Origin of the sequence: Endozoicomonas acroporae (genome assembly GCF_002864045.1) — a bacterium.
Lineage (GTDB): Bacteria > Pseudomonadota > Gammaproteobacteria > Pseudomonadales > Endozoicomonadaceae > Endozoicomonas > Endozoicomonas acroporae.
The window spans coordinates 25,368-46,634 of the sequence record NZ_PJPV01000067.1; the positions used below are offsets into that span (position 1 = coordinate 25,368).

Sequence of the window (21,267 nt, forward strand, 5' to 3'; positions counted from 1 at the left end):
ATGGTGCTTTCCTATTTTCCAGTACCCTATCCTGATGAGCTGCTTTACAGCATCATTGCACGATACGGGATTCACACAGGGCAATCGGGTAACCGGAAAGCAATACTACGGGACGTATTTGGTACTGATACGGCTACCGCTATTCCTGATTTGCCGAGCCACCTTCGTTATCTTGTTCAGCATGTAGGACAGGTATGGCAAATTTCCGAAAAAGACATTATCAAACGCTACACTCTGGCACCATTTTATTTACCATTTCTGAAGCCTGACCTTGCTGAAAAAATCGTCAGCTCCATGAATTCCAACCGGGGAGGTGATATTCATACACGTTGTGGGATATCAGCTGGAGCCCTGACTCAACCGGCATTCTTTCGTTACTGCCCTTCCTGCGTTCAACAGCAAAACGAGCAGTTTGGTGAGTCCTGTTGGTTAAGAAGTCATCATATACCGGGCATTGATGTCTGCATCTATCATAGTCAGGAGTTACTCTCTGCAAAATCCTATTTTCATTCAAGGCATAAGCACCTTTTCTCCCCTGCTGTGAGAGAGGTTACAGACCAGACGTCGGCCCATGTTGAACTGAAAGATATTGAAATAAAACTGCATCGCCTATACAGCAGTCTAATGGGCTTACAGAAAATTACAGGATTGAGCAGCCATCAATGGACAGTCTTTTATAAGCAACTTGCCGATCAATTGGGGTTTAAAAAAGGGAGCCGTGTTGACCATCAAAGTATACGACGGCATATTGAAAATGACTGGTTTGGCACATGCCTGAACAGGAGCCCGCAGGTAGCTGCACACTATAGCTGGCTAACTCAAATGTTCAGAAAGCACCGAAAGTCTTTTCATCCTATCCGACACATGATGGTATGGGCATCTCTGCTACCGGAAGTACCCGTAAAAACAATTTTCACAAGGGTTAGTCGACTTCCTGCAGAACCAGATAAGAAAGGCACATTCCCCCTCCAGGTAACTCAGCCAACAATAAAAACGAGAGAGTATCGTCAGGCCTGGCTGATGTTATTGAAAAAGTATCCTGATATTGGTATTAAAGCACTTCGATCTACAGGCGAGCGTGGAGCACTTTATGCCTGGTTATATCGTCATGATCGACAATGGTTGATGAGCCATCGCCCAGATAAAGTGGTCAATCATTCGAAACAAGGCAAGGTTGACTATGGAAAGTGGGATGAAGAAAATGTGCTGGCTTTAGCCTGTGCCTTCAAAACACTCAATAAAAAATCAGGTAGATGTCGTTTAAGTCGAACCTTTCTGGTTAAGCAACTACCCAGACATGTATCTGTGGATAAGCACTTGAAAAAGTTACCAAAAACCAGACAGTGGCTGTTGGGTCATGCAGAAAGTATTGAGGATTTCCAGCTGTTTCGAGTACTGAATGCTGCGGAGGAGCTCAAGCGACAGAATTTACCGCTTAAACGTTGGCGGTTATTACGGGTTGCGGGTATCAGGTTTGAGTCTGTGACAAAGAGGATAGAAACAGTTATCCAGAAATTAGAGCAACAGCGGAGCCTTGATTGAACGGAATTGGTATTCGAGGGGTATCTAAAGGTTCCAGATTGGTTCTGCTGGGAGATTGGTACTTTAAGCCGGGGCAGGGCTGGTTTGTTGTTTGTTACTTTTTCAACCAGGAAGGAAAGCCTTATCGCCAAAGCTTCCCTGTTGACCTACTGCCCGGATTAATTCCAGGGATGACCTACCCTGCGAGTATCAATCAATATGAAACCTCAGGATATACAGGCACTTTCAAAGTTCCGGACATGTCTGAGTGGAAAAAATATCGCTATCGCGAACTCCCTCGATCATTAAAGAGGTTGAGAGAGTATTCAGAGCAGATTGATCAACAGGTTGTGTACTTTTTTGAAGTTGGCAATAAAGGATACTGGCTCCCAGTCACAGAATTGGCAAGAATGCTCTTTTTTCATTCAGCAGAAGTTACCAGAGCTGCAATCTATCAAGGAAATACCTGGCAATTGGCTAAAGTTGAGAAGAATGATTGGGTTGGTGAGGTAAGGCTTACTTCAGAAGTGCCTGTGGGCTATTTGAATAGCTTCCAGTTTCGAAAATTTTTTACCTGGCTGTTCTTTAGTAAGGATGCTGAAAAGAGCTTTTGCTCGATTTTTAAACTTCTGAATGAAGAGTCTTATTTATTGGATAACCATGATGAGCGATGGACCTTTGACTGTTCGTTGCCAAATATAGAGAATTGTGAAATATCATGGTCTGGGTATACAGGAAGAGCTGAATTTGGGGAGTCTCATCACAACTATATTCGAGAGATTCGGTCGGTTTCAGGTATAGCAGTGCCAAAGCTGGATGCTGTCTATTTTTCACACACGAATGACAGTCTTGTTCTGAGTGAAAAGCCGGGTGGTATTGAGGCAGGTGAAAAGGGTAGGCCTGGTTTGAATATATGTCCCGAAGAAATTGATGCGGACCTTTCTCCAAGGGCTTCAGGGAAAAAGTATTTGCTAAAAATCACCTCCTCTGGTTTTTATTTTGATACAGAAATTGCATTAAAGCGAAACCCTCCATCTATAAGAACTCTGTCCAAAGCAGAGTCACCTGAGAATCACGAACTCTCTGAAGAAAAAATGCTTGGGCTTACTGAAGCTAATGACCATGGTGAACTCCCTCGTTCAGATATTAATAGTCTTGATGCTGCTGAATTACTGGATGGTCCTGAGAAATTGAACTTTTTTGAGATGATGCTCCAAAAGTTGAAGGTTGAATATGGCTGGTCTGTTAAAACGCAAACCGGAACAGTTCCGAAGAAAAATTGTAGAAAAGTACATTTAATCGATGGGCGACGGAGAAAGTACTGTCATGCACTTCTTTGTCGAGATGAAACGACATCTATCCAAATTCTTGAGATTGAGTTAACCCAGCAGGAAAGTTTATCCACATTGTTTTTTCGAGCGGATGTCAACAGTGAACCCACAGAGCAAATATTGGACGCATTGATGTCTACTGACAATATAAAGGGGCTGAAGGCGATGCAATGGAAGAGAGAGCTTATCGCAGAAGTAACATCATCCAGACTGTATCTTGACCATCCAGACAGAAAAATAAAGAGTGAAGAAGACGCTCTTTTTTCCTGGGTTGCAAGAGCCGCCGAAAAATTAAGAGTGCTTTAGAGTTCCGTTACTGCTCTCTATGCTCAAAATCCAAGCAGCTGATTCATGTTCATAATTGGCAGCAAAATAGCAATGACAATTAACATGACAACGCCCCCCATAACGAGCAGCATCATCGGCTCAAATAAACCCAAGAGCAGAGAAATTCTGCTTTCCAGCTCCTGTTGTTGATTATGGGCTGTGCGCTCCAGCATCTGCTCCAGTTCACCAGTAGCCTCTCCACTGGCCACCATATGAACCATCATGGGGGGGAAGTATCCGGCGTCCTGCATTGCCCGGTTTAAACTGATACCTTCACTGACGTCTTGGGTGACCTTCTCGACAGCAGACTTTATTGTGCAGTTGTAAACCACCTGAGAAGCAATGATCAATGCATCAACCAGAGAAACACCGGATTTGGCCAGAATGCTCAGTGTACTGGCAAATCTCGCTGTATCAGCAGTGCTGGCGAGTCTGCCAAGTACAGGAAAATTCAGGTAAATTCGGTGCCAAAGTTTTTTTGGCCTGTCCTTTTTTAACATCTGCTGAAAGAGTACAAGTGCTGTAATACAGGCAGTCAGTATTGCTGGCCAGTGATGTTGAAACCCCTCACTGCTGGCAATCAGCCACTCTGTGATTATGGGAAGTGACTGCCCGGAATCTACAAATACCTTAATGACGTCAGGCACCACATAACCGAGCATAAAACTGATAATTCCCACTGCGGTTACCATCAAGATTAGAGGGTACAACAGAGCCTGTTGTACCTTGCGGGCAGAATGCATTCTGGCTTCAGTGTAATCAGCCAGCTGGTTCAGTACCCGGTCAAGATAACCGGAGTGTTCACCGGCAGCAACGGTGGCTCGATACATTTCCGGAAACACTTTAGGGAATGCTTCCATACTGTGTGCCAGTGTATACCCTTCCAGTACTCGTGAACGGATGGCCAGCAGAATATTTTTGATTCGTCGCTTTTCCTGTTGAGCGGCTACCGCGTACAGTGATGCTTCTACAGGCATCGCAGCTTGAATCAGTGTAGCCAGTTGTCGAGTGACTGTAGCCAGCTCGGTCGGAGAAAGTCCACGCTGGAATAGCTGGATTGTTCTCTCTTGAGTCTGCTTGTTTTTCTGTTCTGCAATGGGTTCTACAGACAAAGGTAACCACTGTTTCTCCCTCAGCTGTTGCCGAATTTGACGACTGCTGTCGGCTTCCAATGTTCCTTTTTCCCGCTTACCCCGGGTATTTATCGCGATATATTCGTAGGCCGCCATAATATTAGATCGTATTCCATAAATGATCAGTTTTTCAGGGTAACCCGCAGGACTTCTTCCAGTGAGGTTATGCCTTTTGTTACAGCTCGCCGACCATCATCCTGGATACTGGCAACCTCCTGGTGAATTTCATCAGCAATGGTCTGCTCGCCACAGCCTTCCTGTATCATCCGCCTGATGCGATCATCTATGGGCACCACCTCATAAATCCCGGTTCGCCCCCGATACCCGGTATGATTACAGGAAGGGCAGCCTACTGCTTTAAAGAGGGTCAGATGTGACGATGGTTCGATAGCCAGCTGGCTGCACTCATGTGAACTCGGCTGATAAGGTTGTTTACACTCTGGGCACAATAAGCGGACCAGCCGCTGGGCGATTACTCCAACAAGGCTGGAGGCCAGCAGGAATGATTCGACACCCATATCCTTAAGTCGTGTAAGGGCACCGATGGCGGTGTTGGTATGAAGTGTTGAAAGTACAAGATGACCGGTCAGGCTGGCCTGAACGGCAATTTCTGCAGTTTCCCTATCCCGGATCTCACCCACCATCACAACATCAGGATCCTGACGTAATATTGCCCGAAGTCCCCTGGCAAAAGTCATATCAACTTTACTGTTCACCTGAGTTTGGCCAATACCTTCAAGCTGGTACTCAATGGGGTCTTCAACGGTCAAAATGTTACGCCGTTGATCGTTTAATGAGGTGAGTCCGGCATACAGGGTTGTGGTTTTCCCCGAACCTGTCGGACCTGTAACCAACACAATGCCGTAGGGTTTGCCAAGGAGTGTTGACAGCGTATCTCTGGCACTGGCTGACATGCCCAGATGGTTCAAGTTCAGACGTGCAGCCTGTTTATCCAGCAACCGCAAAACCACACGTTCTCCGTTGCTGGCTGGCAGGGTCGATACCCGAACATCCACTTCGCGGGTTGCCAGTTTTAATGAGATGCGCCCATCCTGGGGTACTCGCTTCTCTGCAATATCCAGCTTGGCCATAACCTTCAGTCGTGATACGAGCAATGATGCCATGTATTTTTGCAGTCGCAACAACTCCTGTAGTACACCATCCACACGGATGCGCACCATCAACAGGTTTTCAAAGGTTTCAATATGAATGTCGGATGCGTTTTGCCGAATACTCTCCATCAACATGGCATTGATCAACCGAATGACCGGGGCATCATCACTCTGTTCCAGCAGGTCTTCCGTTGTCGGTACGGCCTCAGCCAGCCGGGTCAAATCCAGTTCATCACTGATAATGGCAGCATCCTGAAGCACGCTGGAGCTTTCATTCTGATAGTAGCTGGTCAGCAACTCCTGAAACTCGGTTACTCCGACTGCTTGATACTGAAGATATTTTGGGCTAAATCGCATTAACTCCGAAAGAACCCTGGGGTCTGGTGGTTGATGAAAGAAGACCTGAGTGCTGCCATCCACCTTGGCTATCAGCAGTACCTTATGCTTGTTGGCGTAATAAAATGGCAATCGTTTACATTCACTCAACCTGGCAGGAGAAGTTTGGCACACATCGCTTTGCAGGTTCATGAATCACTGGCCCAATTACCGATATCCGCATTTTGGCCTTCACCACCTGCCCGGGCATCACCTGCCAGAGAATAGAGGTCATAGGTTCCTTTGTTGCCGGGGTACAGATAGAGATAAGGATTCCCCCATGGGTCAAGAGGTGTATGTTTGAGATAACCTTCTGTATTCCAGTGTTTAGGCTCGGGAGCAAAATCCGGCTTAACCACCAGTGCCTGCAAACCCTGATCTGTGGATGGATAAAAACCATTATCCAGACGATACAGTTCCAGTGCCTGGGCAATGGCTTCAATATCGGAATGGGCAACGGTCGTTTTTGCCTGGTCAGGTCGGCTGAGAATGTTTGGGGCAACCATGGCTGCTAATACGCCCAGAATCACCACCACCACCATGATTTCAATCAAGGTAAACCCGGCTTGTCTTCTTATTATCATCTATGAACTCCTGAATCTGTTCCCCTAAGAGCCAATCTGTACATGAGCTTTGATCACCCCATCCAGCGGTAACCGGTCAATCCTGATTTTCTGAATATGCAATGGATGCTGATTCTCCAGATTGACCAACCAGGGAATCAATGCCTGCCATGGGGTTTCTTCAATCCAGACAGAGACCGTTCCGTTGCCCGGTTGCACTCGATTCAGGTTAATCCCTGCTTCCCGTGCTGCTTGAGTCACGATGGGGGCCAGCATGGCGTCGTCTATAGATTCATTGGCTACCGGTTGTTCCACAATACTCACATTCTGCTTGAGCCACAGGTTAGCGGATCGTTGTTGAAGATATAGAGACTGTTGCTGATGTGACCACTGACTCAATGGTGACCAGAGCAACAGGTAAAAAAGTGATGCCAGAAGAAATAAGCAGAGCCCCACTAGCGACCGCTGATCACGGGTACTCAGTTTCTGGTAATGTGCCAGCCATGATTGATACCTGGCAGATGTTTGTACTTTCTGCCACCACTTCACTGCAAGCCTCCAATTGTTAACTGTGCAAAAACGCCACTGTCTTCTTGTCGAGCGTTGTCTAACTTGCTCTGCAACCCTTCGGTAGCCAGAGCTACCAGAAACGCATCGACCTGTTCCAGACTGTCTGCGGTTAGTTCAACTCGAATGGTCCCAACTTGCTGATCTGCGTTCAGGCTTGAAGGTACAACGGATATTCCCCCTTGAGTCTTGCGACTGATAGTCGCCAGCCCGGGTAGTAAGGATGGAGACTGGTTGATTGGAGTAGGGTTTTGCAACCGGCTTTGCAGTCGGTTTTGAATATCCACTGTTCCGGGAAAATTCAGTACAGCGTTTTGCAGCAACTGATCCTTCGGAAAAGCATCCAGATAGAGGGTTGCACTGTCCTGCCAGTACTGGTCAGCTTTGCTACTAAACCACCATCCGCTACCGATCATCAGAGCCATATCCAGCACCAGCCAACAGGCAGCTACACCCCCAAGAGCTTTAAACCATTTGAAAGATGTTGTTTTTCTGACTTTGTCTCGGTATTCCCCGCTACGCAGATTCGTAAGTACCGCCGGAGACCGTTGAGAATAATAATCCGCAAGCGTACTTAACACTGAAGCCGGTGATTCAAAAGTCTCTACTGTCCAGCCCATGCTCTCCAGAATCGCCCGCAAACAAGCCGCACGTTCATGTCCTCCCGGTTGCTGTGCATCGAAGTGAATCATGACCGGCAACGATAACAGTTCTGGATGTACCGATTTTTGATTCAGAAATGCGAACTCAAGCGCATTGCTATCCAGTGATACATTCATGAGTTGCGGTGCTGCCAGCAAAGTGTAGTGCTGATCCTGAAGTACGGTTATGGTATCTGCATTGACCGGTATGAGTTGCGTCTCGACGATGATTTCACCGGGAGATAAACCTTGTTGACCAAGTTCGTATAGTAGCTGCTGTATATCAGCATGCTTGATCGAGGACACCGACAGCAGCTGATGCTTTTGCTGATCTATTGAATCGACATTCAGTGATGCTTCATCATCAGCACCATTCATTGAACTGTCTGTTCGATGCAGCGGACAGCCCTCAACAAAGGTCGACGCAAAATGAAATTGCCCGACTTCTTCAGCGAACTCATCTTCCATCAAAAATGGGAGTGCTTTCGAGAGGTATTTCCTCTGTGCCGTGCCGACTGATTTATAATAGTGACTCGCCATTCGACCAGATAACAACAATACCTGTCTATCACAGGTCTCTGCCTGTTCACCCAGTGATGTGCCGAGTTCATCAATCACTGTGGTATTGAGTTCCGATGAGCCTTGCTCAGACCCGTAACATAACCATTGAACCTTACTCTTAGCTGAGAGAGGTAATTCGCCGGGAGGGATTCTTAAAAACAACACGCTTTCCATCAGGCGATTTCCTCCACAGGGTGAGTCACTACAGTATCCATCCCAACAAAACCCAGTGACCGTCGTATGATATGAACTACTCCCCTGGAATCTCGTTGAAACCAGCTATGCATCGTAAATTTTGCCTCCCGGTACTTAACTTGTATGGTCGCACTGAAGAAATGGCTATTGAAACTTAGTGGTAGGGATTGAAATAGTGAAGCTTTCGGTGCCAGCTCCGATATCTGCAACAGCTCTGACATGTTTGCCAGGCCATTGCCAGTTCTGGCACGTATTAATGCATCCACTTCTACTGTCGTTAACTGTTCCGACAGGCTATGCAACACTTTGCGAGAAGCCGTATTCAGGTTAATGGGCAGAAACCCCGGCAGGGTTGCCAATTCATTAAATAATGGGTGTTCAGACGTTATGTCGAGCCCAGCAATCAAAGCCAGCTCCGAGCGTGAAGCCATATCTGTATTGCCCGCTCGATAAGGTGACGGCAGGTTCTGATAAGTCACGTCTTCCGCCCCACCGGGCGACACTTCACGATCGCTGTCCACCCAATCTTTCAGTCGGTAGGCCATCAGCGGTGACAACTGCAGAGATGTCATCAGCCGCTTTACTATTTGCAGGCTTTGATGGGCCCCAGTGTTAGCTACTGCCAGATTATTAATATTGAGTTGTCCCTGCTCATCGGTAACATGAATCGTAATGATGCCATCGCTGATTTCATAACCTGAACCCTGCAAGTGCCAGGGCTCATCATGGTGATCCACCCAACGATTGCTCTGTCTATCCTGTTGGGCATCCTCTTCCAGTTTCAATGCCACATACTGTTCAGCACTGTGGGCATACAACCTAGCTTGGGCACGATCCAGATAGTGGCTGGTTTTCCGCGTTTGCTGCCACAGTCCGGTTAGTATCTGGCTGGCCATCAAGGTCATTAGCGAATAAATCAACAGTACATACACCAGTGCTATTCCCTGTTGCCGGTACTTCATCATCCGGCCGCTCCGCTGGTTGATACCTGGCCAGCAGGTGTGGGGATAACGATCGAGACATTGCCCAACTGTTGGTGTTGTAACTGCAGCTTAATGGCCGCAGCCAGCAGGGTTTGGTAGTGATTGGTTTGTTGATGATCTACCCAACCACTGGGCGGCCATTGATGATGCCATTGCTGTTGATGATCTAAAAACTGCCACTGAACATCGGTCACATGCTGAAGCAAAGGTTGCATATGAACTTGCGGTTCATCGGAAGCGTTTGCAGTTGCACGATCCAGGGTTGTCCAGTAGTAGCGCACCAACTCCCCATCATTAACTCCATAAGCAACCCGCTGTAAGGTACTCCTGCGAACACCTAAAGGGTTTCGCCAACCGCTGCGGGTAAATTGTACTTGATAGGGCGTGTCAGAATTGCCCACTAAAGCAGGTTGCAATAAGCCACTCTCATCTCTCACCGGGCGCAGTGTCACCTGCAACAAGTCATTCTCTAGCAGCAGGCGAAAGCGCTGCCACTGATCAAGATACTTCAAATGGGATACAGTGGTCTGTTGTGTCTGGCTTACGGACACAAAAAGACGGTACGCAGCTCCACTGAGCAGAGAAAAAATCATCAGGGCGATTAACAACTCGAGTAGCGTGAAGCCGTTGCGTTTCATAAAACTGGCTCCCGTACAAAGGTGGTCATTGTTACTAAAGGAGCAGCTTCACTCGAAGGTTTGTTTTGTTCATAAACCGAGACAGTCAACCGGATAAAGCCAGCTTGAGAGGTGTGTGAGGTGGACTGCTTGAGCAGCCAGGTCCGATTATCACGTTTCACCGTCGTCTGAATATTCCGTTGGCTGGAAGGGAGGCTGGCTGCCAGCTGTTGGTTTAGCTGATTCTCTGCCAGTTGCGACGCCAGCCACTTATCACTCAAATGGCGTGTATGGCGGGCACTATTGCCATCGGTCACCATCAATAAACCGGCTGCTGCTGCAAAGACGGCCAAAGCAACCATCACCTCCATAAGGGTGAAGCCCTGACTATCGAGAGATTTGATATTACGTCGGCATATTCGAGTATGATGTTTACTGGATAACCACATCGGACCACCCATCACTGCTCAGTAAAACCGTCTTTTCTGCACCTTCACTTATTTGAAGCTGAAAAGGCGTTATCAGAAAGTCAGAAAATACGACAACCTCCGGCTGTTGCGTTCCGGATACAAAAGAGAATGAAGCATAAGGAGAGTGCTGCCATTGCCATTGAAGCTGTAGACGCTTGGGTAATCGATAGTTCTGAAAAGATTCCTTTTGCATCACTTGCCAATGTTTGTTGTCATCGGACCATTGCCACCATTTGTAGCCTTGATTATTCATCAGGGAAAAACCGTAGGTTCCATTCTCCATCAAAGCTTTATCCCGAAGCAGGCTAAACAATAGTTGCAAACGTTCAGCTTCTCTTAGGGTGGTTGTTTTTTCGGTCCTCGGAGATAATGTGACCAAGCCAAGCATGATGCCAATAATGACAATCACCAGCATGATTTCAACCAAGGTGAAACCGTGATAAGCAGAAGTAAAACCTGACTGCCCAAAGAGCCTGTATTGGAATCTTATGCTTTTTTGACGATTGACATGTTGACAGCTTACCATCCCCTGAACTCCCTAATTCAATTCGGTTCAATGGTTAGCGAGGGTGATGAAAACGACACCGGTAGTTCATCACTGAGTTCATTAACATCTGGTAAGATCGTAATACCTGTCTGGCCATCAAAACGGCGATCAAAGTAACGCTGTGCATCTTGAATAAACCGATAACGTCCGTGGGACACCCGGTTGGCCACATCAAAGGTTTTCATAATGGTGGGGCGCACAAACAACATAAGGTTGCGTTTACGGGTACTGTTTTTTTCAGCAGTAAACAATCGACCCAATAGAGGAATATCGCCCAGCAGTGGCACCTTGCTCGTGTTGTAAACCACTTCGTCCGTGATCAGCCCACCCAGCACCAGCACATCACCATCACGTATCAACACACTGGTTTCCACGGAGCGGGTGTCCGTCACTACATCAGATGCCTGAGTTTTGGTATTGATACTGGAAATTTCCTGGTTGATCTTCAGGGTAATGGCATCGCCACCATTGATTCGTGGGGTGATGGTCAGTTTGGTACCAATATCTTTGCGCTCAATGGTCTGGAAAGGATTATCCGTAGAAGATGACGAGCCAGTAGATTGCCCGGTCACAAACGGTACATTCTGGCCAACAATGATCTTTGCCTGCTCATTATCCAGAGTGACCAGGTTGGGGGTAGATAGAATATTAAATGCATCGTCCGCTTCCATGGCACGAATCAGTCCTTTTAAAGAACCATCCTTGAACCAGCCCAAACTCAAACCGGCACCAAGATTGCCTTCTGCAAAACCATTAAAGGAACTGCTGCTATCAAAAGAGAACCGCGCCCCCCCGGACAGCCCGGTACCACTGGAGTTCTCAAGTTCACTCCATTGCACGCCAAGCTCATTGGCAACTTCATCTTTAACTTCAACGATAATGGCTTCCACCAATACCTGTGCTCGCCGTATATCGAGCTTTTTAATCACTGCCAGCATGGTGTCCATAATGGTTTGAGGAGCTGTTAGTACTAAAGCATTGGTGGTTTCCCCCGGCTGGATCGATACAGTGGCGGTATTGATGATTACATCTGTGGATCCTTGTCGTATATTGTCCACCATGCCCTGCAGAATACCGGCCACCTCCTGAGCCTTAAGATAATGGAGGTAAACCACTTGCGTATTGCCGGAACTCTCTGCAGGACGATCAAGGGATTGGATGATCTTGACGACTTTCTGTCTCTGGCTTGCAGCTCCGGCCACTAAAAGACTGTTTGTCCGCTCATCCAACGCCAGCTTATAACTTTGTGTGGCATTATCACTGCTGCCGTTTTGGGGTAGAACAGCCTGTACAAGTGTGGCAGCCTCCCGTACACCAGCAAACTTGAGCTCTACAACATCAATGGTTTGCTCACTGGCCTGATCAATACGATCAACAATGCCCTGCAGTTTGGCGATATTACCTGCTCGATCGGCCACAATCAGCCCGTTACTTTCCGGATGGGCTGCCATATACGCAGAAGGTGATAATAGAGGGTGCAGCACACCCTGTAACTGATTTACTCCAATATGTCTGGGCTTAAGAATCTGTATGACCAGCTCATCACTGGGCGTCTGAGAGTGTTGCTGATTGAGCAGTACCAGTGATGACTGTCTTGCCACAGGATCGGGCACAATCTTGGTAATGCCATCACTGTTAACGGCGGCAAAACCATGCACTTGCAGCACGGATAACAATATCTGGTAAGCTTCGTCAGCCGTTACACTTTGCTGAGAGATAACCGTGACTTTGCCCTCTACCTTTGGGTCAATAATAAAATTACGCCCAGAGGCACTAGCAACCCATTGAATGAGTTCCTTCAACTCACCATCCTGAACATTAATGCGTAAATCATTCTCTGGTTTCACAGCAGCCTTGATATTCGCGTATGCACTAGTTACTGACGCTGACAATAGGCATGCGCAGAGTAGGTGGCAAAATATAGAAATAGTGTGATGCATTCCCTGGCCCACAGCTCAATGACCTGTTTGTTATTTTTTCAGATTACTTTTAACATACACGGCATAAGTTATCTAAATATTTATGCGATGAACTTACCAGTTTTATGAAAAATCCTGTTATTTAGGTTGAATTCTATTCAATGTTGTGGATTTATAATAATACTGTCGTTCAGTATATATGCATATAATTTTGTCATCTCTGTAGGAAGTCATGAGATTGAAAAAGAAAATGGACGTTAAATTCGGTGTTTTTATTCCCACGACGTAGCCTTGTGCCTCAGCAGCTTAATGCTAGCAGTATCGCTGTCTTGTTAGCCTTGATAGGGGTGGTGCATTTGGCTCTGAGCGCAGGTCAAATTCATTCTGTTGTTAATGCGGTTGATTTTTCTCAAGTAGAACCGGCCAACCCCTTACAACCCTCACCTGAATGGCAATCCACCAAAACGGAAGATTTCTCTCTGGATTTTTTTGGGCAATTTCAACCCACACCTGTTCCAGTTCAAGCAGTACAAGGAGAGCTGCCGGTCTCGTCGGCACCGCTGAGCCTGAAAGCTATTTACTACTCAGGCCAACCTGAACAGTCTGCAGTTGTTATCTCTACAGAGGCCGACTCCGGTTTATACCGTGAGGCAGATACACTGCCGTCAGGCATTTACATCGAATCAATTGCCCAAGACCAGGTAACCATAAAGCGAAACGGACAATTTGAAACGCTGCTTTTGCATAATGACCCACGCAGATTGGAAGTAGCAGATGCACCTGTATCGTTACCGCTGGAACCCAGTACACCTGAAGCACTCATTGATGGGCCATCGTCGGGGCAAAAGCTTGAGGAACGACTACAGCAGCTTCGTGACCGTTTAAAACCAAAGAAAGCGTGATGACTTACCAAGGCTTGGGGTTGTATAGGGAGTCCAATTGCAGGCATGAATAATTTAACAATAATAAACATTGCAGGATGCAGTTATGATTATAAATCAGCTTCCGCCAAACTTGACAAACGTTTGTAAAAGGCGGTCATTGGTCAAGTCAGCAATATTGGCTTTTGCTGCCTTTTTACCGGTACAAACTACAGCCAGTGCGGCAGATGCCGTTGGTATTACGCCAGGGGAATTTAGGGTTAATGAATCCGGAAATGCCACCTACTCTATACCGATTGACTTGCCCAAAGGCACAGCAGGCCTTACACCGGGGTTGTCATTAAATTATGATAGCCAGGGAGGCAATGGGCATCTTGGCCAAGGCTGGAGTCTAGGTGGGCTTTCTACCATTAGTCGTTGCCGCCCGACTCTTGAAGTTGAGGGGTATACCAATAACTCCCTCTCACAGTTCTGTCTTGATGGGCAGAAACTCATTCAAATGAGTGGACAGGCTTATGGTAGCTCTGGTGCTGAATACCGAACAGAACTGGATAGTCACAACAAAATTATCTCCTATGGCAACAGTAATGGATTTCCAACTTACTTTAAAGTTTGGGGAAAGGATGGCAGTGTTCGTGAATATGGGAACTCCTCAAATTCCAGAATTGAGGGCCAGAGTAGCTCTGCACCAATGATTTGGGCGATTAACAAGATTCAGGATAATTTGCAGCTCAATAACAACAGTATTGTCTTCGCTTATCTGGAAGATAATGCCAAGGGTGAGTTTATTCTGGATAAAGTTACCTACGCTGGTAATCAATGGACAGCCAAACTGAATTACTCGGATAATCGTCCAGACAAAAAGGTTTTTTATGCATCGGGGCATAAAAACAGTGTCTCGAAGCGGTTGAACAGCATCACCGTTAGCAACAGCGGAAAGCTGTATCGGAATTATAAGCTTAGCTATCAAACAGGTGCAAAAACCGGGGCCAGCCAGCTCACCAAAATTCAAGAGTGCAGTGCCATAGAGTGCTTTCCTGCAACCATTTTTGATTGGGGTAAATTGGAAAGTGGTTTTCATTCGGTCAAAACGGCCTCTTTACCGGGAGGAAGCAAAACCGCTAGGCCTGCGGATATTAACGGCGATGGACTACAAGATCTGATCGTTGTTACCTCGGATAACTTGTACAACTACATTTCTGATGGTACGGCCCTGAAAAGAGGTAAGTTATTTCACCTCAGAGGAATAGGAAATGATAGCGGGAATTGGAACTTATTGGATTTTAATTTCGATGGTAAGGATGACCTACTTTATAAAGATGGCACTTGGAAGATCAGGCTCTCCGATGGTGTCGATTACATAGGTTCCCACATTAACACAGGTATTCCTGCTTCTGGTTCCATCCTGGCAGATGTCGATGGTGATGGGATGGTCGATATAATTCACACCGATGGCTCAAAAGCGGGCAATGCAGCACAGCCTGAACCAGTACTGATCACTGACGTCACGGCACCCACAAGACCTCCTTTACCCCCTGAGCTTAGTAACCCTGGCTGTGGCAATGGCCGACATTGCATGATCAGATCCTTTTCAACTCAAACAAAAACTATTACTGTTCGTTATCTTAAAAGAAATAAAAACAGTTCTTCATCTTATCCGTTCTTATTCTCATCCCCAGAAAATGTAACAAACAGATTTAGGCTTTATACACCAGATGGTATAGGGCTTGAAATTTGGAAGTCTTACATTTCAGAGGTCAGTAAAAAGTTCCGCTATGATGTGAATGGTGATGGAAAGGTAGACTATCTAATAAAGTCCTATTCTCTTTGTATTGAACATGAGTTTTGCAGCAACTCAAAAACAAAAAGAAGAGAACTCGGTTGGGATATTTACGCATCGACTGGAGATGGTTTTACCCATTACGCTTCGGTAAGTGATGAAGATGTTATCATGGTCGACTTAAATGGTGACAGCCTTCCGGACAAGTTGGATGGACAATATTTTAGCTTGAACACTGGAAAAGGATTTTCTAGGTCCCAAAAACTGGGATTTAACTTAAAAACAAATAGAGCAATAACCAAGAGCCTGAATTTTCTGGACTACAACGGTGATGGAATAACAGATTTGTTTTATGCCAGTAATAATCGCCACTATGTCAAAATTTGGAATGGGCAGGGCTATAACTCACCTATCGCAATGCCTACAACATATTATGGATCAGAGAATAACTTTTTTATAGATATCAATGGGGATGGTGCTCGGGATTTTGTCAATGTTGGGGGAGCATTGCCGCCGCCACCTCCTCCTCCACGTCCTCCTGAATGGGAGCGCCCTCATTGTTGGGGCAGGCACTGTGAAATGATTAGGTCTGTATCTTTCTCATCTTCTGAGACAGCTTCAGCAACTCCGATGTCGGTGTCTCGAGCAGCTACAGGAAGTAGCCTATACATTCAACTATCCAAATCCGGCACGATCACACAAGATAAAATCACCCGAATCCGCAGTGGCCTGGGAGCGATAACTGACATAACCTACCAGCCTCTAACCAATAAATCGGTTTACAAACGAGGTGCCAATGGCATCAAGCAACGCTGGGGTAAAGGCTCACCGGTGTTTGACCTGCTGGGTTCAACCTATGTGGTTAGTCAAGTGTCCAGTAGTGCACCTTCTTTACCAGCAGGTAAAAGTGCTATTAATTATGCTTCAAAGAGTTCTGTTCGCTATCAATACGAAGCAGCTAGGATTCAAGGGGGTGGCCGTGGCTATCTTGGCTTTGGCAAACTGATTACGACGGATGTGCAAACAGGCTCGGTGACTGAAACGACCTACCGGCAGGATTTTCCTTACATTGGCATGCCGTCGTCTACGGTGGTCAAAACCGCTACCGGTGCACTGCTGTCTGAAAGCACCAATACCTGGGACAGCAAAAAGAACGGCAAGGTTTACCAGCCCTGGCTGAAGTCCTCGATGGAAAAAGGCTACGACCTGCACACTGGCTCGTTGTTGAACACCGTCACCACCACACAGACGATAGACGGCTTTGGTAATGTACTGAATATGTCGGTGACCACGGAAGGCGGTGGCATCAGTAGCACCAAAACTACGGTAAGCCAGTACACCAACGATGCCAGCAAATGGCACCTCGGCCGTTTAACCCGAAGCAGCGTCACTACGACTCAAGGGAGTCACTCCGAAACACGTACCTCGGCTTTCGAGTACCATCCGGTGACTGGCATGCTGACCAAAGAGATTGTCGAACCAGACGATCCGCTCTATCGAACGCAGACGAGCTATACCTACGATGCCTGGGGTAACCAGCTGACTTCTACCCTGTCAGCCAGCGGCGTACCGTCCCGTACCACAAACAACACTTACAGTGCCGATGGTCTCTATCTGAACAGCACCACCAATGCGTTGGGCCAGACCACCCGGCAGGTACTGGAGCGGGATACGTTTGGGCGCCCTCTGCGGGTTGCCGATATCAACGGTGTTGAAACCACTTTCGCCTTCGACACCATGGGGCGTAAAACCGGGGAGCGTCACGCCAGCGGTGTTGGCAAGGATTACGCTTATTACACCTGCGTTAATGGTCCGGTGGCCTGTCCACCCTCCGGAGCACTGGTGGTGGAAGTCAAACCTCTCGGCGGTGCACCAGCGTGGGAGGTTCAGGACATTCTGGGCAGAACCATCCGCAAGGTAGCTACGGGCTTTGATGGCCAGCATATTTATACAGACAGTCAGTACGACAACCTGAGCCGCCCGGTGCGGGTCAGTGAACCGTACTTTGCCGGTGATCCTGTGTACTGGAACACCACGGAGTACGACGTTCTTGGCCGGGTGGTGAAAGTCACTAATGCCAATGGCGACTCCGACACCATCGCTTACCACGATTATTCCATGGTCAAAACCAACGCACAGGGGCACAATACCACCGAGTTGCGCAACAGTCTTGGTCAGCTGATCAAGGTGACCGACAACCTGGGCAGCACCATTGACTACAAATACGACATTCAGGGCAACCTGACCCAAACCCGACAAACGGCGAAAGACACCGGCGTCAGTGCCATCACCACCATCACCTACGACAAAATGGGCCGCAAGGTGGCCATGGATGATGCGGATAAAGGTCAGTGGAAGTATACCTACAACGTACTCGGGCAGCTGACCCGGCAAACCGATGCCAAAGGCCAGTCCGTCGAGTTCATCTATGACCTGCTGGGCAGAAAGCTGAACCGGATTGACCGCCGGGCTGACAGCACCATCGAAGGCAACACCACCTGGGCTTACGACCAGAATATTAAAGGGGCACTCTCGGAAGTCAGTGACAGCCTCAGTGGTTACGGGCAGGTCTATAGTTATGATGCCTACGGTCGTCCAACCGGTGTTGGTAGCACCTTTGATGGTGAAATGTACCTGCAAACCACAGCCTACGACAATGTCGGGCGGGTGTTGCAGAAAACCGATGCGGCAGGTGTCAGCAGTGGTATCCGCTACCTTTATAACGAACACGGCTACATGGAAGCCATCCGTGACCTGACCAGTAACCGTGAATGGTACCGGGTCAACACCCTGGATGCCCGTGGTAATGCGACGGTGCAAACCATCGGTGGCCTGCAACAAACCAAATATTACACCCCGAAAACCGGCTTCCTGGAACGCCAGACCGTGGGTGCAGCGGGTATCTATGTACAGGACCTCAACTACCAGTGGGATAGCATCGGTAACCTCTCCGGGCGCGTCGACAAGAGCACCAGCACAACGCTCACGGAAACCTTCGGTTACGATGGGCTCAACCGGCTGACCCAATCCACCGTTGGCAACACAACAGATCACTATGCCTACGATGGCCTTGGCAACATCACCGCCAAAACCGGGGTGGGTAACTACACCTATGGCCAGAATGGTGCCGGTGTTCATGCGGTGACCCACACCAGCATCGGAGACATCAGCTATCAGTACGATGCCAATGGCAACATGACGGCAGGCGATGGCCGGACCCTGGAATACAGCACCTTTGACAAACCGGTGCGGATTCAGAAAAACGGGCATACCACGGAATTCCAGTACGACATCAATCGCAGCCGTTTCAAACGGGTGGACACCGATAAAAACAGGGACACGACAGTGACCCGCTATGTGGGCAATGTAGAATTTATCACCCGTCCCAGCGGAAACCGTGAAGTCAAACGCTACATCAACGGCGTGGTGATTGATACCAAGACCACAAGAGCGGACAGCACCACCATCAGCAGTGTGCAACTGCTGTTCAAGGATCACCTGGGCAGTGTCCATACCATTATGGACGGCAACAGCATGACGATATTGCAGCGCCAGAGCTTTGATCCTTTTGGTCAGCGTCGCAACCCTACGGACTGGCAGGTGCTACTGGAAGAACAGCTCAGCCTGTTCAATACCCAGCACACGACACGAGGCTTTACCGGGCACGAACAGCTGGATGAAGTGGGCCTGATCCACATGAATGGCCGGGTGTATGATGCCAAACTGGGCCGCTTCCTGCAGGCGGATCCATTTATTCAGGCCGTGGGCAATACCCAGAGTTTTAACCGTTACAGTTATGTGCTGAACAATCCGCTGAATGCGGTGGACCCAAGTGGGTATTTCTTTAAATGGATAAAAAAGAAAGCTAAAAAAATTGTACGAAGTGTCATAAGAACAGTTGCTAAAGTGTTTGGGCCTGAATTGACAAATATGGTTGGAAGTATTGTTTTCGGCTATTTTGGTGGGCCAATAGGTGTAGCGGCCTGGAACTATGAATTCGGTCGAGCAATGGGAGCCAGTTCGGGGCAGGCGTTTAAATCAGCCGCGATAGCGGGTGCATCGGCCTGGGCGTTTCAGAGTATCGGGAATCACTTTAGTAAAGGGGGAGTTGTAAAGTTCTCTGATGTTGGTTTTTCAACCCAGTTGGCCTGGGCAGGAAGTCATGCCTTGGCAGGCGGAGTGATATCAGAACTGCAAGGTGGTAAGTTTGGTCATGGTTTTATTTCGGCAGGGTTTACCAAGTTTGCTATGGGTTCGGTAGGTTTTAATTACAATAATCATAACTCTTCAGCTGTTGCAGGAAGGACCGCTGTAGCAGCATTTATTGGGGGGACTGTTTCCGAACTGACTGGAGGCAAGTTTGGCAATGGAGCCCGTACTGCAGCTATGGCGCATTTGTTTAATGCTGAAGGCGGCGGTCAAAGGATTGTTAACAAGGGGGTAGACCTTTGGGAGGGAGTCAAGTGGCGTTACAATGCTGTGGTAAATGGTTTGGAAGATGACTTTTCAGATGGTTTTGTTGAGGGAATGGTACAATTTACTGGTGGACGGCCAGGGCAAGGTTTCTTAGAGCAAACTAATAGCAACTTTGAAAGAACAAGTTTGACAGTTAGTTTTATAACAGAGACTGATAAAAAGATCGTCAGCTTCGCAGTTGGAGGTGCTATGACGAAACAATGGGGGGGATATAGCATGGGGAATTACCTATTGAAAGGCCCTGCTCCCCACCTAGGTTCCCACTTTGGAACGCTGCGTTTAGTAGGCGCGACGACAGTCTTTAACTCCGCAATGATTACTGCCTCATACGAAGCAGGTAATTACGGCGGCTCTATGATAAGAACAGGATTAAATCGCTTTTTCAGGTCATTTGATTAAGATTTTTATCATTCTCCTTGCTCAAAGTGAGCAAGGAGAATAGAACGAATTTAAGAAATATTTTTACAATTGAGGTTTGATCATGCCTATCCATGAAGAAGTCCGAAAAATAAGCACAGGTTATAGAATATTAGCTTTCTTCATAACTTTTTCAGGCTTGTTAGCTTTAGCCAGTGCCCTGCTTTACGGCATGGATGAAGAATTAAGTATTGGCTTTCTGCTTATGTTTATAGTTCCAACGTTATTGATATATATTTTTGGACTAATCACATTTACCGGCTACCCACCAAAAGTGCTTCTCTGGACATTAGAGAAAAAGTGACTCTGTAAGTTACTCAGGGTTCCGATACCGAAGCCGGAACCTCGGCCTTTGAGTACCATTGGTGGAACAACGTCAGCGTTGACAGGTGGTAAGTTTGCTAATGGTGCGAGAACTGCGGCTATGGCGCATTTGTTTAATGCTGAGGGCAAAAGGACATTTGAAAGAAACCCTTTTACAATCATAGGAAAAGAATTTCCTAAATGGTGGGATAAGAATGTTTCACAACCTGTGGGCAACGTGGTAGATGGTTTTATAGCAAGTGCAAAAGAAAACTTAACTGTTAAGGCTGGCTTTGAAGGTGCTTATGGTGCAGGAGGAACGGCTCAATTCACGACAAATTTGAATGGTGATATGGGGTATGAAGTTACCTATAACAAAGGAGTTATGTTAAACCCAATTGGTAGTATTGGGGGTGACGTTTATTCTTCTGGCAAGATAACAGGCTTTTTTCAATCTGTTGAATTTTGTGCTATTGGCTGCGTTAGTATAGAAACCAATTATCAAGATTGGCAGCAATTCCCGACGATTACACGACAATATCCATAGC

16 protein-coding genes are annotated in these 21,267 nt (G+C 47.3%); 6 read left to right on the forward strand and 10 right to left on the reverse strand.

Going from position 1 to position 21,267, the window contains the following annotated elements; translation table 11 throughout:
• On the forward strand, positions 1 to 1,542 hold the full coding sequence (locus tag CX664_RS11765) for a TnsD family Tn7-like transposition protein (protein WP_101746921.1): 1,542 nt from the start codon (positions 1 to 3) through the stop codon (positions 1,540 to 1,542).
• Positions 1,539 to 3,158 (forward strand): Tn7-like element transposition protein TnsE, encoded by a 1,620-nt coding sequence (locus CX664_RS11770; protein WP_101746922.1) that lies wholly within the window; start codon positions 1,539 to 1,541, stop codon positions 3,156 to 3,158. Before CX664_RS11765 ends, CX664_RS11770 begins: the two co-directional genes overlap by 4 nt.
• Positions 3,159 to 3,181: 23 nt before the next feature.
• On the opposite strand, the gene gspF is transcribed toward CX664_RS11770, so the two are convergent.
• The 10 genes from gspF to gspD are packed head-to-tail and all read right to left on the reverse strand — an operon-like array spanning position 3,182 to position 12,790.
• Positions 3,182 to 4,408 carry a type II secretion system inner membrane protein GspF gene (gene gspF, locus CX664_RS11775; protein WP_101746923.1) on the reverse strand — a complete coding sequence of 409 codons (1,227 nt, stop codon included), beginning with the start codon at positions 4,406 to 4,408 and terminating at the stop codon, positions 3,182 to 3,184.
• A gap of 26 nt (positions 4,409 to 4,434) precedes the next feature.
• Entirely contained in the window at positions 4,435 to 5,952 is a 1,518-nt protein-coding gene (gene gspE, locus CX664_RS11780) for a type II secretion system ATPase GspE (protein WP_101746924.1), read from the reverse strand.
• Positions 5,949 to 6,383, reverse strand: a complete 435-nt coding sequence (gene gspG / locus CX664_RS11785) for a type II secretion system major pseudopilin GspG (RefSeq protein ID WP_101746925.1) — start codon at positions 6,381 to 6,383, stop codon at positions 5,949 to 5,951. Before gspG ends, gspE begins: the two co-directional genes overlap by 4 nt.
• A 24-nt stretch (positions 6,384 to 6,407) precedes the next feature.
• Positions 6,408 to 6,911, reverse strand: coding sequence for a type II secretion system protein GspM (gene gspM / locus CX664_RS11790; RefSeq protein ID WP_101746926.1), 504 nt, complete (start codon positions 6,909 to 6,911; stop codon positions 6,408 to 6,410).
• The gene (gene gspL / locus CX664_RS11795; RefSeq protein WP_101746927.1) at positions 6,908 to 8,305 is read right to left on the reverse strand and encodes a type II secretion system protein GspL; all 1,398 of its coding nucleotides are present in this window, start codon (positions 8,303 to 8,305) and stop codon (positions 6,908 to 6,910) included. Before gspL ends, gspM begins: the two co-directional genes overlap by 4 nt.
• Positions 8,305 to 9,291, reverse strand: a complete 987-nt coding sequence (gene gspK / locus CX664_RS11800; protein ID WP_101746928.1) for a type II secretion system minor pseudopilin GspK — start codon at positions 9,289 to 9,291, stop codon at positions 8,305 to 8,307. The genes gspL and gspK overlap by 1 nt, the downstream gene beginning before the upstream one ends.
• Positions 9,288 to 9,947 carry a type II secretion system minor pseudopilin GspJ gene (gspJ, locus tag CX664_RS11805; RefSeq protein ID WP_101746929.1) on the reverse strand — a complete coding sequence of 220 codons (660 nt, stop codon included), beginning with the start codon at positions 9,945 to 9,947 and terminating at the stop codon, positions 9,288 to 9,290. Before gspJ ends, gspK begins: the two co-directional genes overlap by 4 nt.
• Positions 9,944 to 10,387: a type II secretion system minor pseudopilin GspI gene (gene gspI / locus CX664_RS11810; protein ID WP_101746930.1), complete on the reverse strand. Its 444-nt coding sequence runs from the start codon at positions 10,385 to 10,387 to the stop codon at positions 9,944 to 9,946. Before gspI ends, gspJ begins: the two co-directional genes overlap by 4 nt.
• Positions 10,359 to 10,922 (reverse strand): type II secretion system minor pseudopilin GspH, encoded by a 564-nt coding sequence (gene gspH, locus CX664_RS11815; protein WP_101746931.1) that lies wholly within the window; start codon positions 10,920 to 10,922, stop codon positions 10,359 to 10,361. Before gspH ends, gspI begins: the two co-directional genes overlap by 29 nt.
• A gap of 17 nt (positions 10,923 to 10,939) precedes the next feature.
• Positions 10,940 to 12,790: a type II secretion system secretin GspD gene (gspD, locus tag CX664_RS11820; RefSeq protein ID WP_180966476.1), complete on the reverse strand. Its 1,851-nt coding sequence runs from the start codon at positions 12,788 to 12,790 to the stop codon at positions 10,940 to 10,942.
• A gap of 428 nt (positions 12,791 to 13,218) precedes the next feature.
• On the opposite strand from gspD, the gene CX664_RS11825 reads away from it, so the two are divergent.
• The 4 genes from CX664_RS11825 (at position 13,219) to CX664_RS11840 (ending at position 21,266) form a co-directional block, all read left to right on the forward strand.
• Complete coding sequence (locus CX664_RS11825) at positions 13,219 to 13,764, forward strand: type II secretion system protein N (RefSeq protein WP_180966477.1); 546 nt, start codon at positions 13,219 to 13,221, stop codon at positions 13,762 to 13,764.
• 85 nt (positions 13,765 to 13,849) lie between these two features.
• Positions 13,850 to 20,398 (forward strand): RHS repeat-associated core domain-containing protein, encoded by a 6,549-nt coding sequence (locus tag CX664_RS11830; protein WP_101746934.1) that lies wholly within the window; start codon positions 13,850 to 13,852, stop codon positions 20,396 to 20,398.
• A gap of 82 nt (positions 20,399 to 20,480) precedes the next feature.
• On the forward strand, positions 20,481 to 20,720 hold the full coding sequence (locus tag CX664_RS11835) for a hypothetical protein (protein WP_101746935.1): 240 nt from the start codon (positions 20,481 to 20,483) through the stop codon (positions 20,718 to 20,720).
• Positions 20,721 to 20,768: 48 nt separating this feature from the next.
• Positions 20,769 to 21,266 carry a hypothetical protein gene (locus CX664_RS11840; RefSeq protein WP_101746936.1) on the forward strand — a complete coding sequence of 166 codons (498 nt, stop codon included), beginning with the start codon at positions 20,769 to 20,771 and terminating at the stop codon, positions 21,264 to 21,266.
• Position 21,267 lies beyond the last annotated feature (1 nt).

Bases quoted from the DNA above. Each gene is read 5' to 3' on its own strand.
- CX664_RS11765 (WP_101746921.1), top strand. From the start codon at position 1: ATGGTGCTTTCCTATTTTCCAGTACCCTATCCTGATGAGCTGCTTTAC.
- gspF (WP_101746923.1), bottom strand. From the start codon at position 4,408: ATGGCGGCCTACGAATATATCGCGATAAATACCCGGGGTAAGCGGGAA.
- gspE (WP_101746924.1), bottom strand. From the start codon at position 5,952: ATGAACCTGCAAAGCGATGTGTGCCAAACTTCTCCTGCCAGGTTGAGT.
- gspG (WP_101746925.1), bottom strand. From the start codon at position 6,383: ATGATAATAAGAAGACAAGCCGGGTTTACCTTGATTGAAATCATGGTG.
- gspL (WP_101746927.1), bottom strand. From the start codon at position 8,305: ATGGAAAGCGTGTTGTTTTTAAGAATCCCTCCCGGCGAATTACCTCTC.
- gspK (WP_101746928.1), bottom strand. From the start codon at position 9,291: ATGATGAAGTACCGGCAACAGGGAATAGCACTGGTGTATGTACTGTTG.
- gspJ (WP_101746929.1), bottom strand. From the start codon at position 9,947: ATGAAACGCAACGGCTTCACGCTACTCGAGTTGTTAATCGCCCTGATG.
- gspI (WP_101746930.1), bottom strand. From the start codon at position 10,387: ATGGGTGGTCCGATGTGGTTATCCAGTAAACATCATACTCGAATATGC.
- gspH (WP_101746931.1), bottom strand. From the start codon at position 10,922: ATGGTAAGCTGTCAACATGTCAATCGTCAAAAAAGCATAAGATTCCAA.
- CX664_RS11830 (WP_101746934.1), top strand. From the start codon at position 13,850: ATGATTATAAATCAGCTTCCGCCAAACTTGACAAACGTTTGTAAAAGG.
- CX664_RS11835 (WP_101746935.1), top strand. From the start codon at position 20,481: ATGCCTATCCATGAAGAAGTCCGAAAAATAAGCACAGGTTATAGAATA.